Genomic DNA, 14,942 nt, shown 5'->3' with positions numbered 1-14,942 from the left:
ATTAACATATAAATTTATATGTATTAGAATAGTGACGTGACCGACTCCGAAGAACTCGCCTCGGTGGTGCACGACCTCGGTTGGACCGTGCAACGCCTCGACCCCGTCGAATCCCTCGGCATCGATCGGTTGCCGATGCCGGAGTTGACCATCCTCAAAGAGATCGAGGACAACCCCGACATCAGCAACTCCGCAGTTGCGGACCGACTGCGGATGCAACCGAGCAACGTCAGCGCAGCCGTCCGCGTGCTCGTCGCCCGCGGACTCGTCGCCCGCACGCCGTCGCCCGCCGACAAACGCGTCGTGCAATTGCGCGTCACCGACTCGATGCTGACCGACCGGGACCTCATTCGTCAGGCGTGGTCCGGACGAATCATCGAGGCCATCGACGCGCTTCCCGCCCAGGACCGTGAGCAGCTGATGGGTGTCACCGCCGCACTCGGCGGCCTGGTCGACGAATTACGCAGGCTGCGTTGACTTCTCCCGCGCCACGGCAGAGCGGACCTCCTCCTCGATCAGGTCACCGTTGATAGCAGCGCCTGCCTTGACTCCGGCCGCGGACGCCGCCACCACGGTGTCCATCGGTGCGGACACGTTGCCTGCAACCCACACGCCGGGCACGGATGTGGCACCGACGGGATCGGCCTCGACGTAGGTGCCGAGGACATGGTCGTTCATGACCATCTCGGTCGTGCCGATCCCCAGCGACACCAGGATGTCTGCGCGGGAGAAGAAGCTGGGTCCTACGACCATCGCGTCGAGCCGAACCTGCGTGCCGTTCGCGAGTGTCACTCCGACTATGGCGTCGTTGTCGACGTCGACTCGAGCGATCTCCTCGTCGACGACCTCGATGCCGCGTGCGGCGAGTCGGTCGAGCTCCGCAGCGGGCAGCTCCGGTGCCGTGTGCGCGAACACCGTGACGTGCTCGGTGAGCTGACGCCACATCTGTGCCTGGTGCCCGACCATGGCGCTGCCGATGATGCCGATCCTGCGATCGCGTACCTCCCAGCCATGGCAGTACGGGCAGTGCAATACGTCGCGCCCCCACCGATCGGCGAGGCCGGGGATGTCGGGCAGGACATCGGTGAGGCCGGTGGTGACCAGGAGGCGGCGGCCGTGGACGACGGAACCGTCGGCGAGAGTCACCTCGAACCCGGTTTGTGTTCGATTCGCGGACGTTGCGATGCCCTCGACGATGCGTGCGCCGTAGTGCCGCGCCTCGTCTCGGCCGAGTCGAACCAGCTCGAGAGGCGACTCCCCGTCGCGGGTGAGGTAGTTGTGGGAGTGCGCTGCCGGAGCGTTGCGGGGATCGCCCGCGTCGATGATCGCGACGGATCGTCGGGAACGGCCGAGAGCCACGGCGGCGCTGAGTCCGGCGACTCCGCCGCCGACGATGATCGCGTCGACCGGAGTGTGTCGATCGGTGTCTGTAGTCATGTGAAGAGTGTCCGCTAGAGCCTCGAACGCTGGCAAGAAAAATTGCCAGAACAGCAAACGATAGAAGCAAAAAATACCGCACGACGAAAAAGAACGCTCCGAATGGGCCAATCGCCGAATTGTGATCGCGCCGACTGGCTCCGAGGCTGCCAGCGGTCGTTGTAAGCGCGGATCAACCGCTTGAACAGGGCGTTCACTCGAGGTCTACTGGTCGGTAAGAATCGAGCCGGGGGGCATATGGGGCATTTCGAGATCGGCGAGACCGTGATCACGGTCCGCAACCTGGGTCACGTGCGATGGCGCAGCGGAATCCCGAAAGGGACCGTGGGAATCGTCGTCGGCGTCGACTGGCTCGGCGATGCTCGCGTGAACTTCACCGTCGACGAGTCGATGCTCGCCCGAGGCGAGACGGTGGAACACATCGTCGCCGACGGCGACGTCCGCACGCTGCGGGCCGCTCCCCGCCGTCTGATCGGTTAGTTGCTGTCGGTTCGCTCGTCGTCGGTCGCGGGACCGGTTTCGACCGCGCCGCCCTCACTCGACCAATCGTTGTCCTCCGCCGCTGCGGCCGGATCGGACGTCACATCCTCCTTGGCGTCAGGAGCAGTGTCGTCGTTCTTCTGGTCGTTGTTGTGGGTAGTCATGACTCGGGGGTACCCGCGCGGCGCCGAAGCAATCGTCGGCCCGCGCGGGTGAGCGTTCCGGCGGTCTCTACAGCCCGAAGGGCAGCGTTCCCGGTGCCAGCTCGAAGCCGCTGCTGCCAGCGGAAATGGAGCCGAAGCCGCTGAGGATCTGGTTGATGAACGCGGTGATCATGTAATTCCTCTGTTCGATGCGATGGACTGTGTGTCCTGGACAACCCGGTCGAGGTTACCGGCAGCTGTAGCGTCGAAGCTGTGAGGAGCCAGGGAATTCTCGTCGGTCTTGCTGTCTCCGCCTGCGTACTGGCGGGCTGTTCGTCGGACTCTTCGGTATCGGAAGCGCCCGCTGTGTCGTCGGACGCGGCCGTTCCGCTGAACTACGTCGCGTTGGGTGACTCGGCGGCATCGGGTCCGCGGATCCCCGACCAGGTCGGCGCACCGGGATGCCAGCAGTCCGACGCCAACTATCCGCATGTTCTCGCAGAAGAACTCGCTGTCACTTCGTTCGTCGACGTCACCTGCTCGGGTGCCGTCACCGAGAACATCGTCTCCACTCCGCAGGGCACATCCAGCGGCGAGGTGCCCGTGCAGCTCGACGCACTGACTCCGGAGACCGATCTGGTGACCGTCACGATCGGTGGTAACGACGTCGGGTTGGTCTCGACGGCCGTGCAGTGCCTGACGTTCGCGGACACCTCGGCCACCAACGTCTGCAAGGACCGGCTCACCGCAGGTGGCGTGGATACCGTCGCCGCTGCCATCGAAGACAAGGCCCCCAGCTGGGGTGCCATGCTCGACGCGGTGGGCGAGCGTGCGCCCGATGCTCGAATTCTGGTCGTCGGCTACGGCACCTATCTGCCGGACGGCGGCTGCTTCCCCACTCAACCCATGCTGCCCGAGGACGCCGACTACATCCAGGGCAGCATCACCGCCATGAACGACGCCCTGCAGACCCAGGCCGAAGAACACGGTGCAGAGTTCGTCGACACCGAGCCGTTGAGTGTCGGCCACGACGTGTGCGTGGCTGCCGATCAGCGGTACTTCGAGGGGGTCGTCCCGCAGAATCCTGCGGCACCCCTGCATCCGACGGCGGCGGGAATGGCGGCGATCGGTGCCGCGGTGGCCTCGGCAGTGCGTGCCGGATAAGGGAACCACGACACCGTAACTGGCTCTTCTCCTGCAGGCCGGTAGACGTGAAGTCTTGACCGCATGGTCTCGTACTCCGCAGTTCTCGGTGTGTTCGCAGTGGCTCTCGCGTTGGTTCTGACGCCGGGGCCGAACATGATCTACCTTGTCTCGCGCAGTATTTCGCAGGGCCGACGGGCGGGATTCGTATCGCTGGCCGGCGTCGCGATCGGATTCCTGATCTATCTGACGGCCACCAATCTCGGCCTGGCCGCGGTGTTCACGGCCGTGCCCGCCCTGTACACGGCGGTCAAGCTCGCCGGCGCGGCCTACCTCGCCTGGTTGGCGGTGCAGGCCGTGCGCGGGACGGTGTCGGCATTCGAACCGACCGAGCTGCAACAGGATTCGAACCGCCGGCTGTTCACGACGGGCTTGGTGACCAACCTGCTGAATCCGAAGATCGCGATCATGTACATCTCGGTCATCCCGCAATTCGTCGACCCTGCAGCGGGACACATTCTGCTGCAGGGATTCACGCTCGGCGGGGTGCAGATCGCCGTGGCCGTAGCGGTCAACCTGGCGATCGTGGTGCTCGCCGGATCGATCGCGCGGTTCCTCGCCGTTCGCCCGACGTGGCTGCGGGTGCAGCGCTACGTCATGGGCACGGTGCTCGGGCTGCTCGCGGTACGAGTGGCGACCGACGGGGGCAAACCGGTCCCGGCGTGAGCTCTGTACGCGCGCCAGCCGCCGAATTCGGTGATGTCGGTTCCCGCCTCGGCCGCGTCGTGCGCACAGCAGAATCCGGTGACCCAGCGACCGTCGGACAATTCGACCGGACCCAGACCCATCGGCGCGGGCAACCCCGCGAGGAAGGTCCCGAGCGCCGCAGCGGACATGCGATAGAGCTCTCCGGAGATGGGAGCGCCGTCGCCTGCCCGCCGTATCAGGCCGGGCTTGGGCGGGGTGGTGTGCAGATCCACCAGCCGGTAGTCCGCCGTGGTCGTCACCTCGCCGCTGAATCGCGCACCGCGATCGGTCAACTGGTGATGCACCGGAAAACCGCGCAGATGTGCGCCGACGGCCAGTACCTCGATGCCGTCGTCGATCAACGACGGTGACTCGATTCCGCTCAACTGTGCCGCCAGGTCGATTGCGATCTGATCCTCGAACGCGGGTACGACGACCATGACTCCGAACGGAGTGCCGTCCGCCGTCGGAGCTCCGGGAACGGCGACTGCGGCCATGTCGAGCAGGTTGCAGAAGTTGGTGAACGTACCCAGTCGCCGGTTGATGCTCATCGGATCCGACTGCACCGCTGCAATAGTGGGATGTTCGGTGGTGGTGGGTAACAGCAGGCCGTCGAACTCGCTGAGGAATGTGCGGGCTGCTGTCTTCGTTCGCGCAAGGGTGTCGAGATCATCCACGTATCGGTGCGCGGACGGCCCTGCGGCCGAGCGGACGATCGCGGCCACCGTGGGATCGGCACCGGCAGGCGCGGTGTCGAGGAACTCCCCCACGGCCGAATAGCGCTGCGCCACAATCGCTCCGTCGTACAGCAGTGTCGCCGCGTCGAGCAGCGCCGAGATGTCGACCTCGGCGTAGGACATTCCCTTGTCGGCCAGGCCGGCGACCGTCTCCTCGAATGCTCGACGGTACGCCGGGCTGAGCGACGTCAGATCCTCACCTCGTGGGACGGCCACACGGGGCTGCGGGGATGCGGCCAGTCCGACGTCGGCGGGCCAGGCCCGGCTGCGGGAATCGGTGGCAGTCGGGCCGGTCATGACTTTCATGGCCGCAGTGGCACTGTCGAGATCACGGGCGAGGACGGTGACGCAGTCGTAGTCGGCGCAGGCGGGAACGACACCGGTGTTCGGCACGATACCCAGTGAGGTCTTGATGCCCACGATTCCGTGGAAGGCTGCGGGTACTCGACCCGATCCTGCTGTGTCGGTTCCGATTCCGATGTCCGCGATGCCCAGTGCCACCGCGACGGCGGACCCGGAACTCGAGCCTCCCGAGACCAGCGTGGGATCCCAGGCACACCGCACCGCGCCGTAGGGGCTGCGAGTGCCGACCAATCCGGTGGCGAACTGGTCGAGGTTGGTCTTGCCCAGTATCAGTGCGCCCTGGCTGGTCAGTCGTTCGATGGCGACAGCAGATGCCGAAGGGGTGTAGGCGAACTCGGGGCAGGCCGCGGTGGTGGGCAGACCGGCCACGTCGATGTTGTCCTTGACCGCGACCAGTGTGCCCGCGAGCGGTAGCTCCGCACCGGCCGCGAGCGCCTCCTCGAGGGCGACTGCCTCGGCCAGCACGTCGTTCTCGTCACGCAGGGTGATCCAGACCTCGGGCCGATCCACCTCGGCGATCCGCTTGTAGGCCTGCAGAACTCGCTCTCGCACCTCAGGCTGCATCGGTCTTGCCCTTCGTCGTATCGAATTCGCCTGCTGCCGACCACGCATCGCGCTCGGCACCGAAGGCAACGGCTTGCGTCGCGCGGAACTCGGCGATGGAGTCCGCGTTGGTCTCCAGGAAGTTCTCGTGCTCGGCCAGCGAGAATTCACCGTCGGTGATGTCCACGCCGCCGCCGCGGCCGGCCGCCAGATCGGCGCGCAGATCCATCAGTTCCTCGGGTTCGACCGAGTACCAGGAGATTCGGTCGAAGAACCGGAGCAACCACGGGGTGCCCTCCTCGAACGGGCCGTCACTGTAGGCGGCGCTGTGGTTCCACACCTGTGTGGTGCGACCCACGAACTGGTATCCGCCGGGACCCTCCATGCCGTAGATGCACAGGTATGCCCCACCGATGCCGACGGCGTTCTCCGGCGTCCAGGTTCGCGCCGGGTTGTACTTCGTCGTCACCAGGCGGTGTCGCGGATCGAGTGGTGTCGCCACCGGAGCGCCCAGATACACGTCGCCGAGTCCGAGCACCATGTAGTCGGCGGCGAAGACGGTGTCGAACACGTCTGCCACCGAGTCGAGTCCGTTCATGCGCCGAATGAACTCGATGTTCCAGGGGCACCATGGAGCGTCGGCGCGCACACCGTGCATGTACCGCTGGATCGCCTCGCGGGTCGAGGGGTCGTCCCACGAGAGCGGAAGCCGAACCTGGCGGCTGGGAACCACGAGCTCCGAGGCCGCGGGAAGATCGTCCTCCACCTCGGACAGCAGACCCATCAACGAATCGATGGACAGCACATCGGGATTCACCTTCACCTGCAACGAGCGGATGCCCGGGGTCAGGTCCACCAACCCGCGCGGGGCGAGTGCCTCGACGCGCTGGTGCAGGGCGTGGACTCGGGCACGCAGGGCCAGGTCGAGTTTCATGTCGCCGTACTCGACGAGGACGTTGTCGTCTCCCGAGCGCCGGTAGGTGACGCACGTATCGGCGTCGCGTCGAGCGAGGACGCCGTCGTCCCCGTCGCCGCCTGCGGAGAACACTGCAGGCAGAGAAGCGCGCCGAGCGAGTCCGAGTGATCCCAACGGCGCGGTGGCCGCGGCTCGCACCGGTACGAAGCGGATGGTGTCCCCGGGGCGGAGCTGGCCGAGCTTCCACCGCTCGGCGGCGATAACGGTGACGGGGCAGACGAATCCGCCCAGACTCGGGCCGTCCGGTCCGAGCAGGATCGGGGTGTCGCCGGTGAAGTCCAGTGCGCCGACGCTGTAGGCGTTGTCGTGAATGTTGGACGGGTGCAGTCCGGCTTCGCCGCCGTCGGTCCTAGCCCACTGCGGCTTCGGCCCGATGAGCCGGACCCCGGTGCGATCGGAGTTGAAGTGCACCTCGTAGCGGGTGGCGTAGAGGGTGTCGATGTCCTCGCGGGTGAAGAACTCCGGTGCGCCGTGGGGGCCCTCGGTGACGGCGATGTCCCAGTTCGACGTCAGCACCGGCAGGTGTTCCATCGGTATCGGACCGAGAATCTCGGAGTTGTCCGAGCGTCCGGCCAGGCCGATGACGTCGCCCTCACCGAGGGTGCCGCCGCGATGTCCACCGAACTTACCGAGAGTGAACGTTGCTGCGCTGCCGAGATAGTCGTCGACCTCGAGGCTGCCCTGGATCAGAACGTAGACCCGTAGCCCGTGCCCGGTGGTGGTGCCGACATCGAGGGTGGCGCCGGCGGGAACCAGCACCGGCTTCCACTGCGCGGCCGATCGGCCGTCGATGCGAACCGGTACCGCTGCGCCGGTGACGCAGACGTAGGTGTCGGCGTCGAACGTCAATGCCGGCCCGGCCATGGTGGATTCGAGGCCCGGGGCACCCTCGGGGTTGCCGAGCGCGACGTTGCCGAGCCGGAACGACAGGTCGTCCATCGGCCCCGACGGCGGTACGCCCACCTTCCAGTACCCGATGCGACCCGGCCAGTCCTGCACGGTGGTGATCATGCCGGGTCGCTGGACGGTCATCTTGGTCGCGTTCATGCTCGACCGCCCGGCTCTCGCGTCACGATCATCCGCACCGCGGTGGGGTCGAATCCGTTGCAGGGGTTGTTGATCTGGGGGCAGTTGGACACCAGTACCAGCGTGTCGATCTCGGCACGCAAGGAGAGCTTCTTGCCGGGAGCCGACAGACCGTCGACGATGCCGAGCGTGCCGTCGGCGTCGACGGGGACGTTCATGAAGAAGTTGATGTTGGGCACCAGGTCCCGTTTGCCGAGTCCCCACTTGGATCCCTCGATGAGGAAGTTCTCGACGCACGCGTGCTGATGCTGAGTGTGGTGGCCGTAGCGGAGGGTGTTCGATTCCTTGGAGCACGCGCCGCCGACGGTGTCGTGGTTGCCGACCTCGTCGTCGACTATCGTCATGATCGGCGTCGAATCATCGCTCCGCAGCACGGTTCCGGTGGTGAGGAACAGGTTCCGCTGCGCGGTGACGGTCGCGGGGGCGGAGTACCGGATGGAGTGATCGTGCGCGCCGTACATCAGGGTGTCGACGGCTTGATTGCCGTACAGATCGACGATGGTCAGTACGTCACCGGCCTCGACGACGGCGGACCATGGACCGAATGCGGGGGCGATCTCGTCTCGAACGATCGTGGTCTCGAGTGTTCCTGCGTTCACTGCGCTGCCTTCCATGCGTTCTCGGTGTTCTGCACTGCCCGCTGATATTCCGGTTCCGTGTTGTCGAGAGCGAGCAGTTCCTCCGGTGCCCGCCACGCCAGCACGTCGAGGGTGGTCGTGGGGAACTCGGACCTCGAGTCCAGTGGGTGAGCGGTGTTGGTCAGCAACACGATCACCGGAAGATGGATCAACAGATCCACCGACTTCCCCGCTCCCGCCGAGCCGGTACCGACCAACGCTCCGTCGGCGTCGACTCGCACGCCGTGAAAGAACGACAGGGACGGCGCGACGTCGCGTGGTTCGAGCCCGTGCTTGGCCGCGGCGAGGGTGAACAGTTCTCGACCGGCCGGAGCCGTCGAATGTGGTCCGCTGACTCCGTATTTGGCGACATTGGTAGCGGTCGAGGTGGTGCCGCACAGTGCGTCGTGGCGACCGGAGGTGTCGTCGACGATGGTGGCGAGAACACGGCCCTGATCCGAGAGCAGGGGATGGCCCGAGCTCAGGTACGCCTGCCACGGCACCTTGACGGTGTCGGCGGTGTTCAGCCGTTCCCACGGGGCGTCGGCCCGGTAGAGCAGCAGATTGGCGCAGGCATCACCGTCGACGTCGACGAGGCGAAGCCGGGTTCCGCGAGCGAGGACCTTGGTGGTGTAGCTGCCGCCGGGGACCGATTCGGCCCAGGTGAGCTCCGAGATGCCCTCCGGTGCAGTGGGTGCAGGCGCGACGGTGGCCTGGGAACGTGCATGTTCTCTGGCGGAGTGGGTGGTTGCTGTGGTCATGGTGGTTCAGGCTCCGATCGTGACGGGCTTGGGGTGGGCTTTGCCGCGGGGCAGGCAGGCGATGCCGACGACGATCACGGCGAGGACGGTCAATGGTGCGGCCCATCGCAGGAGTGGGAATTCGCCGGTGGGGTCGAAGATCTCGGCGCGCGGCCACGACAGGTTGATCACCATCAGGCCGCCGTAGAGAACCGCTGCGATGTTGACCGGCAAGCCGAGGCGTCCGAGAGTGAAGAGCTTCTCGCCGTCGGCATCCGCAGGAGTGGAGCCCGCGGAACGACCCGATGAGCGCTGTACTCCGCCGTGCGGCCAGCCTTTGAGTCGCTGGATCAGCAGCGGGACGGTGACCATCATGTAGGCGAGGTAGATCAGCACGATGCAGACGCTGGACAGCGTGGTGAAGATGGCGGAGTTGCCGACGTTGACGGCCAGGATCGCCACGCAGGCCAGACCGATCAGAACCGAGGGTGCAATGGGGGTTCCGGTGCGCGAGTTGACCTTCGCGAGAGCCGCCGAGGCGGGCAGTCGCCCGTCGCGGGCCATGGAGAACATCAGCCGTGATGCCGCGGTCTGGATGGCGAGGGTGCAGATGAACACGGCAATCGCGACGTCGACCAGTAGAACCTTGCCCCACGGCGAGGTGAGGATCGAGTCGATGACGTACGGAAGTCCCTGCGTCGCAAGCTGACCGTCGGTCAGGCTGGGTGCGGCCATCAGAGCGCCGACGATCATCAGGCCGCCGCCCAGTGCCGATGCGGACAGGGCCAAACGGATGGTGCGCGGCGCGACGCGTCGGGGATTGCGGGTCTCCTCGGCGAGTTCGCCCGCCGAGCCGAAGCCGACCATGACGTAGGCGGCCATCAGGCCCGAGACGATCCAGGCACCGATGTAGCCGGGATCGGCTCCGGCACTTCCGGTATCGAAGACCACCTGCGGTCCACGCTCGGCGTGGGTGAAGAACACCAGCACGAGGGCGATGACTCCGACGATCTCGCAGGTGACGCCGATGCTGTTGATCCGCGACATCCAGTTCACGCCGATGCAGTTGATGGTGGTGGTGAGCACCAGCAGAATCGAGCCCAGCACAACGGCATTGGCGGCACCGCTCGGTGAGGTGAGTGCGGTGTCCTCGCCGATCAGCTGGAATCCGCCCCAGATGCTGGGTAACACAACCTGCAGTGCGATTGCGGCCGCCGAGGCGGTGACGATCTGCGCGATGATCATGAACCAGCCAGCGAACCAGCCGACCAGCTCACCGCCCATGCGCCGCGACCAGTGGTAGATCGCACCTGAGATGGGATAACGGGCAGCGAGTTCGGCGAAGTTCAGGGCCACCATGAACTGCCCGAGAAACACCAGCGGCCAGGTGAGGAAGAAGGCCGGGCCACCGAAGCTGAAGCCGAGTCCGAAGAGCTGGAAGATGGTCGTCAGAATCGAGACGAACGAGAAGCCGGCCGCGAAGGACGCGTACTTACCCAGGCTGCGATGCAGCTGCTGGTCGTAGCCCAGCGCAGCCAGATCCGAATGGTCCGAGGTGGCGGGTGATTCGGACCCCTGACCTGACGCGGGCAGTGTGGTCGAGCTCATGTGATCTCCTACGGGCGAGGTGGGTGGATGAGTGACCCCGCTGCATCGCCGAGGCGGGTTTTCTGTCAGTTGATAGTTTTCGGCACCGTCGTTCCCTGGCGGTGACCGTCGTGCAACAAGCTCGTTTCGTCTATTTCGATCAGATGACAGAAATCTCACCGTCACGTCGACCTGACAAGATGCACTCATGACCGGAGCAGGCAGGCCAAGGCTGAGCACGAAGAAGCGGCCCGGCGACACCGCTCGCGAGGAGATACTCGACGCCTCGGCAGAGCTCTTCACCACTCGCGGATTCACCAATACCTCCACCCGCGTCATCGCCGATGCCGTCGGATTGCGCCAGGCCTCGCTCTATCACCACTTCGCCACCAAGGACGACATACTCGACGCGCTGCTCAGCGGAACGGTCGATGCGCCGCTGGCCGTCGCGCAGCGCATTCGGCAGTCGGGGGCCGAGGCTGCGACCCAGATGTACGCACTGGCCTACTTCGACGCCGGCCAGCTCGGTGCGTCCACCTGGAATCTCGGCGCGCTCTACCTACTGCCCGAACTGCGCAGCGAGCGCTTCGAAACCTTCCGCGACCATCGCTACACGCTGATGGGCCTGTATGCGGCCATCGCGTCGGACACGCTGGCCGAGCTCGGTGCCACGCCGCGTCCGGGCACCGTCGACCTTCCGTTTCGCCTGGTGGAGACCGTCGTGAACGCCCGCGCCGACCTCGAGAACGGCAGGCCCGATGCGCTGGCCGACGCCGCAGCCATTGCCGAAGCCGCCCTGCGGGTGCTGGGCTGGTCGGCGGACGTGAGCGAATTGCACGACACCGCGCGTGCCCTGCTGGCGAAGGTGGACTAGATGACACAGCTGCCCGACTGGGCCCGGGCCCTCGACCTGGCACCACACCCCGAGGGCGGATGGTTTCGCGAGACCTGGCGCAGCGAGGTCACGATCCCACAGGAGTTCCTGCCCGACGGCTATCCCGGTCCCCGCGCGGCAGGCACGGCCATTCTGTTTCTGCTCATGCCCGGCCAGCAGTCGGCGTGGCACACCGTCCGCGGGACCGAGATGTGGCTGTATCACCGCGGTGGTCCGGTGCAGCTGGACCTCGGCGGCGCAGGGGACGAGCCGGGAACCGTGACCTCGCTGCTGGTCGGACCGGACTCGCCGCAGCAGATCGTGCCGCCGTCGGTGTGGCAGCGGGCGCGTCCGGTGGGCGACGAGCCGAGTCTGGTCAGCTGCACCGTCACTCCGGGATTCGATTTCGAGGACTTCCGGCTCCAGGGGCCTGAGCATGGGTAGGAAACGTGGCTCGGAGTCGTCCGGCTCCCTGCAGCCCGGCGTATTCGAAATCGATTCGGGTACCTGCGAACTGGTCCGCGACACCTTCTCCGACGACGGCTGGGTCGTCAACGTCAACGACGTCCCCAGCTCGCACATCGACATGAACGATCCGACGGTGCTCGAGTTCGAGTACATGCGCTGGATCTCGGGGCTCGTTCGGGCGCAATGGGATTCGAGCTTTCCGCTGCGGGCGCTGCACCTCGGGGGTGGGGCGTGCACGCTGGCGCGCTCGTTCACCGCGGAATATCCGGGGGCGCGTCAGGTTGTCGTGGAACTCGACGGCAAGCTCTCGGAACTGGTACGCGAGTGGTTCGACCTGCCGCGAGCACCGTTGCTGCGCATCCGCGTCGGTGAGGCACGGGCGGTCACCGAGACACTGACCGAGAACAGCCGCGACCTGATCGTGCGAGATGTGTTCGCAGGAGCGGTAACTCCGGCACCGCTACTGACCGCCGAGTTCACCGAGCACGTTCGACGCGTCCTCGCGCCCGGCGGCATGTACGTCGTCAATTGCGGTGATCGACGCGATCTCTCGCTCGCGAAGCAGGAGGCGTCGACTCTTCGCAGTGTCTTTCCGCACCTGGCGATCGTCGCCGATCCGGCGATGCTCAAGGGCAGGCGCTACGGCAACATCATCATTGCGGGCAGCGATGTGCCGATCGGGGATTCCCCGTCGTTGGCTCGCGAACTACTCGGCGGTGCGGTGCCGGCTCATGTGTGGTTGACCGAGGAAGTGCAGTCGTTTGCCCGCGACGCGCGGGTGTTGAAGGACTAGGAAGCTGGGTTGTTGCTCGCGAGGTCTTTCGCCAGTCGCTCCGCGGCCGAGATCAGCAGGGGTACGAACTGCTCGGCAGACTCGAGCGTGACTCGGGCGGTGGGCCCGGCGATGGACATCGCCGTCAGAGTCGGTGCGCCGATCACGGGTACGGCGAAGCAGCGCACTCCCACCTCCTGCTCACCGTCGTCGATGGCGTACCCGCGTTCGCGGATCGCTGCGAGGTCGGTGAGCAGCGCGTCGAGGGTGGTGAGGGTGTTGACGGTGCGGGGTGCCATGCCGAGTCGGCCGACGATCGCGCGGACGGCGTCGTCGTCCAATTGCGCGAGCAGCGCCTTGCCGACGCCGGTGGAATGCGGCAGTACTCGCTGTCCCACCTCGTTGAACATCCGCATGGCGTGTTCGGACGGAACCTGTGCGACGTAGACCGCCATGTCGTCCTCGAGGAATGCCATGTTGGACGTCTCGTGTGTGATCCGGACCAGCTCGGCCAGGTACGGCTTCGCCCATCCGCCGATCAGTTTGCTCGCGCTGTCACCCAGGCGAATGAGTTTGGTACCCAACGCATATCGACGGGACGGCAGCCGCCTGACGTAGCCGAGCGAGACGAGGGTCCCGATCAGTCGGTGCACGGTCGGCATCGGCAGATCGGTACCCTCGGCGAGTTCGCTGATCCCGATGGATCCGCCCGAGGCGGCCATGATGTCGAGCAACTCGAACGCACGCTCCACGGACTGCACCCCGCCACCTGCCGCCACAGTCCCACCTCGCATGCTCGTAGCTTCTACCGATCTCGATAGAACACTACTGGTGATGCCGCGTCGCCACCGGTGGTGCAGCGGTCACCACCGAGGGCGAGGGTTTCTGGCCGATCGTGACGACGTTGAACGCGATGTTCAGCAGGACGGCGACGATGCTCGCGGCGCTGATGCCCGAGTCGAGTACCACGTGGACCCAGTCGGGGAACGCTGCGTAGAAGCCCGGCACCGCGATGGGGATGACGCCGAAGCCGATGGCGACGGCCACGATGACGAGGTTGAGGTTGCCGTCGAACTCCACCTTGGACAGAGTCCTGATGCCGCTGGCGGCCACCGACCCGAACAGCACGATGCCCGCGCCGCCGAGCACGGGCAACGGAACCGATGCGACGACCAGTCCGAGGATGGGAAAGAGTCCGAGGAACAGCAGTACCGAGCCGCCGGCCGCGACGACGTAGCGACTCTTGATTCCGGTGACCGCCACCAGACCGACGTTCTGCGCGAACGCACTGGCCGGGAAGGTGCCGAACACGGGAGCGATGGTCGTGGCCACCATGTCCGCGCGCAGCCCGTCGCCGACGCGTCGGGCATCGACGTCGGTGCCGACGATCTCGCCTACGGCCAGGATGTCCGCGGTGGTCTCGGTCATGATGACGAAAATGACCACCACCATCGACAGGATCGCCGCGATCTGGAAGGTCGGTGCTCCGAACGCGAACGGCTCGGGGAAGCTGAAGATGGCACCGTCACCCACACCGGAGAAGTCGGCCTTGCCGACGAGGACGGCGAACACTGTGCCTGCGACGATGCCGATCAGAATCGACAGTCGCGAAAGCGTGCCCTGCACCAGTCTGCTGACGAGCAGCACGACCAGAAGACTGAAGGCAGCGAGCCCGATGTTGGACGTCGAGCCCCAATCGGTGGCCTGCTCGTCACCGCCCATCGCCCACCGAACCGCAACGGGCAGTAGCGAGATGCCGATGACGGTGATGATCGTGCCGGTCACCACCGGTGGGAAGAAGCGCACGATCTTGCTGAAGAACGGGGTGATGAGGATGCCGATGGCACCGGCGGCGATGATGGCGCCGAACACCGAGTTCAATCCACCCGGCCCGCTCGCGATGGCCACCATCGTCGACACCGACGCGAACGAAATGCCCTGCACCAGAGGGAGTTTTGCACCGAAGTACGGCACCCCCAGGGTCTGCAGCAGGGTGGCCGCGCCACTGACGAACAACGCGGCCGAGACCAGCAGAGCGATCTCGGTGCCGCTCAGCCCCGCTGCACCACCGACGATCAGTGGTGGTGCGATGACTCCGCCGTACATCGTCAGGATGTGCTGCAATCCATAGAGATACGACCTGCCGATCGACAACCGTTCGTCCTCGGGACGGGCGGGATCGTGCGGCGCATGGGTGCGTTTCGTCAGTTTCGGGGTCGTCAGTTTCAC

The 14,942-nt window shown here is 65.9% G+C and carries 16 protein-coding genes; 7 read left to right on the top strand and 9 right to left on the bottom strand.

What is annotated here, in order from left to right:
* The first annotated feature begins 36 nt into the window (after positions 1-36).
* Positions 37-477, top strand: a complete 441-nt coding sequence (locus tag AYK61_RS15950) for a MarR family winged helix-turn-helix transcriptional regulator (protein WP_121871511.1) — start codon at positions 37-39, stop codon at positions 475-477.
* Here AYK61_RS15950 and AYK61_RS15945 read toward each other — a convergent pair.
* Positions 460-1,437, bottom strand: coding sequence for an NAD(P)/FAD-dependent oxidoreductase (locus AYK61_RS15945; RefSeq protein ID WP_121871510.1), 978 nt, complete (start codon positions 1,435-1,437; stop codon positions 460-462). The genes AYK61_RS15950 and AYK61_RS15945 overlap by 18 nt on opposite strands.
* Before the next feature lie 237 nt (positions 1,438-1,674).
* On the opposite strand from AYK61_RS15945, the gene AYK61_RS15940 reads away from it, so the two are divergent.
* Entirely contained in the window at positions 1,675-1,917 is a 243-nt protein-coding gene (locus tag AYK61_RS15940) for a hypothetical protein (protein WP_259468090.1), read from the top strand.
* Here the strand turns inward: AYK61_RS15940 and AYK61_RS27355 are convergent.
* Positions 1,914-2,081, bottom strand: coding sequence for a hypothetical protein (locus AYK61_RS27355; protein ID WP_183130305.1), 168 nt, complete (start codon positions 2,079-2,081; stop codon positions 1,914-1,916). The genes AYK61_RS15940 and AYK61_RS27355 overlap by 4 nt on opposite strands.
* A gap of 252 nt (positions 2,082-2,333) precedes the next feature.
* On the opposite strand from AYK61_RS27355, the gene AYK61_RS15935 reads away from it, so the two are divergent.
* A complete protein-coding gene (locus tag AYK61_RS15935; protein WP_259468089.1) occupies positions 2,334-3,224 on the top strand; it encodes an SGNH/GDSL hydrolase family protein in 891 nt (296 codons plus the stop codon).
* A gap of 63 nt (positions 3,225-3,287) precedes the next feature.
* Positions 3,288-3,929: a LysE family translocator gene (locus AYK61_RS15930; RefSeq protein ID WP_121871509.1), complete on the top strand. Its 642-nt coding sequence runs from the start codon at positions 3,288-3,290 to the stop codon at positions 3,927-3,929.
* Here the strand turns inward: AYK61_RS15930 and atzF are convergent.
* The 5 genes from atzF to AYK61_RS15905 are packed head-to-tail and all read right to left on the bottom strand — an operon-like array spanning position 3,854 to position 10,620.
* Entirely contained in the window at positions 3,854-5,614 is a 1,761-nt protein-coding gene (gene atzF / locus AYK61_RS15925) for an allophanate hydrolase (RefSeq protein WP_259468088.1), read from the bottom strand. The genes AYK61_RS15930 and atzF overlap by 76 nt on opposite strands.
* Complete coding sequence (locus AYK61_RS15920) at positions 5,604-7,616, bottom strand: 5-oxoprolinase/urea amidolyase family protein (protein WP_121871507.1); 2,013 nt, start codon at positions 7,614-7,616, stop codon at positions 5,604-5,606. The genes atzF and AYK61_RS15920 overlap by 11 nt, the downstream gene beginning before the upstream one ends.
* On the bottom strand, positions 7,613-8,269 hold the full coding sequence (locus tag AYK61_RS15915) for an urea amidolyase associated protein UAAP2 (protein ID WP_183130304.1): 657 nt from the start codon (positions 8,267-8,269) through the stop codon (positions 7,613-7,615). The genes AYK61_RS15920 and AYK61_RS15915 overlap by 4 nt, the downstream gene beginning before the upstream one ends.
* Positions 8,251-9,033, bottom strand: coding sequence for an urea amidolyase associated protein UAAP1 (locus AYK61_RS15910; RefSeq protein ID WP_121871506.1), 783 nt, complete (start codon positions 9,031-9,033; stop codon positions 8,251-8,253). Before AYK61_RS15910 ends, AYK61_RS15915 begins: the two co-directional genes overlap by 19 nt.
* A 6-nt stretch (positions 9,034-9,039) precedes the next feature.
* Entirely contained in the window at positions 9,040-10,620 is a 1,581-nt protein-coding gene (locus AYK61_RS15905; protein ID WP_121871505.1) for an amino acid permease, read from the bottom strand.
* A 187-nt stretch (positions 10,621-10,807) separates the two neighbouring features.
* Between AYK61_RS15905 and AYK61_RS15900 the strand changes: the two genes are divergently transcribed.
* Genes AYK61_RS15900 through AYK61_RS15890 form a run of 3 tightly spaced genes read left to right on the top strand, consistent with a single transcriptional unit; the run spans position 10,808 to position 12,734 of the window.
* Positions 10,808-11,473 (top strand): TetR/AcrR family transcriptional regulator, encoded by a 666-nt coding sequence (locus AYK61_RS15900; protein ID WP_121871504.1) that lies wholly within the window; start codon positions 10,808-10,810, stop codon positions 11,471-11,473.
* Positions 11,474-11,917 carry a cupin domain-containing protein gene (locus AYK61_RS15895; protein ID WP_121871503.1) on the top strand — a complete coding sequence of 148 codons (444 nt, stop codon included), beginning with the start codon at positions 11,474-11,476 and terminating at the stop codon, positions 11,915-11,917.
* The gene (locus AYK61_RS15890) at positions 11,910-12,734 is read left to right on the top strand and encodes a spermidine synthase (protein ID WP_121871502.1); all 825 of its coding nucleotides are present in this window, start codon (positions 11,910-11,912) and stop codon (positions 12,732-12,734) included. The genes AYK61_RS15895 and AYK61_RS15890 overlap by 8 nt, the downstream gene beginning before the upstream one ends.
* Here the strand turns inward: AYK61_RS15890 and AYK61_RS15885 are convergent.
* Positions 12,731-13,507: an IclR family transcriptional regulator gene (locus AYK61_RS15885; protein ID WP_183130303.1), complete on the bottom strand. Its 777-nt coding sequence runs from the start codon at positions 13,505-13,507 to the stop codon at positions 12,731-12,733. The genes AYK61_RS15890 and AYK61_RS15885 overlap by 4 nt on opposite strands.
* A 31-nt stretch (positions 13,508-13,538) precedes the next feature.
* Positions 13,539-14,942 (bottom strand): nucleobase:cation symporter-2 family protein, encoded by a 1,404-nt coding sequence (locus AYK61_RS15880; protein ID WP_259468087.1) that lies wholly within the window; start codon positions 14,940-14,942, stop codon positions 13,539-13,541.

This window comes from Rhodococcus sp. SBT000017 (assembly GCF_003688915.1).
In the GTDB taxonomy this organism is placed as follows: Bacteria; Actinomycetota; Actinomycetes; order Mycobacteriales; family Mycobacteriaceae; genus Rhodococcoides.
The sequence above is the reverse complement of the archived record's forward strand: the minus strand, read 5'-3'. Positions and strand labels throughout refer to the sequence as shown.

Excerpts from the sequence above, each read along its gene's own strand:
- AYK61_RS15920 (WP_121871507.1), bottom strand. The coding sequence starts at position 7,616 with ATGAACGCGACCAAGATGACCGTCCAGCGACCCGGCATGATCACCACC.
- AYK61_RS15915 (WP_183130304.1), bottom strand. The coding sequence starts at position 8,269 with ATGGAAGGCAGCGCAGTGAACGCAGGAACACTCGAGACCACGATCGTT.
- AYK61_RS15945 (WP_121871510.1), bottom strand. The coding sequence starts at position 1,437 with ATGACTACAGACACCGATCGACACACTCCGGTCGACGCGATCATCGTC.
- AYK61_RS15900 (WP_121871504.1), top strand. The coding sequence starts at position 10,808 with ATGACCGGAGCAGGCAGGCCAAGGCTGAGCACGAAGAAGCGGCCCGGC.
- AYK61_RS15905 (WP_121871505.1), bottom strand. The coding sequence starts at position 10,620 with ATGAGCTCGACCACACTGCCCGCGTCAGGTCAGGGGTCCGAATCACCC.
- AYK61_RS15940 (WP_259468090.1), top strand. The coding sequence starts at position 1,675 with ATGGGGCATTTCGAGATCGGCGAGACCGTGATCACGGTCCGCAACCTG.
- AYK61_RS27355 (WP_183130305.1), bottom strand. The coding sequence starts at position 2,081 with ATGACTACCCACAACAACGACCAGAAGAACGACGACACTGCTCCTGAC.
- AYK61_RS15930 (WP_121871509.1), top strand. The coding sequence starts at position 3,288 with ATGGTCTCGTACTCCGCAGTTCTCGGTGTGTTCGCAGTGGCTCTCGCG.
- AYK61_RS15890 (WP_121871502.1), top strand. The coding sequence starts at position 11,910 with ATGGGTAGGAAACGTGGCTCGGAGTCGTCCGGCTCCCTGCAGCCCGGC.
- atzF (WP_259468088.1), bottom strand. The coding sequence starts at position 5,614 with ATGCAGCCTGAGGTGCGAGAGCGAGTTCTGCAGGCCTACAAGCGGATC.
- AYK61_RS15885 (WP_183130303.1), bottom strand. The coding sequence starts at position 13,507 with ATGCGAGGTGGGACTGTGGCGGCAGGTGGCGGGGTGCAGTCCGTGGAG.
- AYK61_RS15895 (WP_121871503.1), top strand. The coding sequence starts at position 11,474 with ATGACACAGCTGCCCGACTGGGCCCGGGCCCTCGACCTGGCACCACAC.
- AYK61_RS15910 (WP_121871506.1), bottom strand. The coding sequence starts at position 9,033 with ATGACCACAGCAACCACCCACTCCGCCAGAGAACATGCACGTTCCCAG.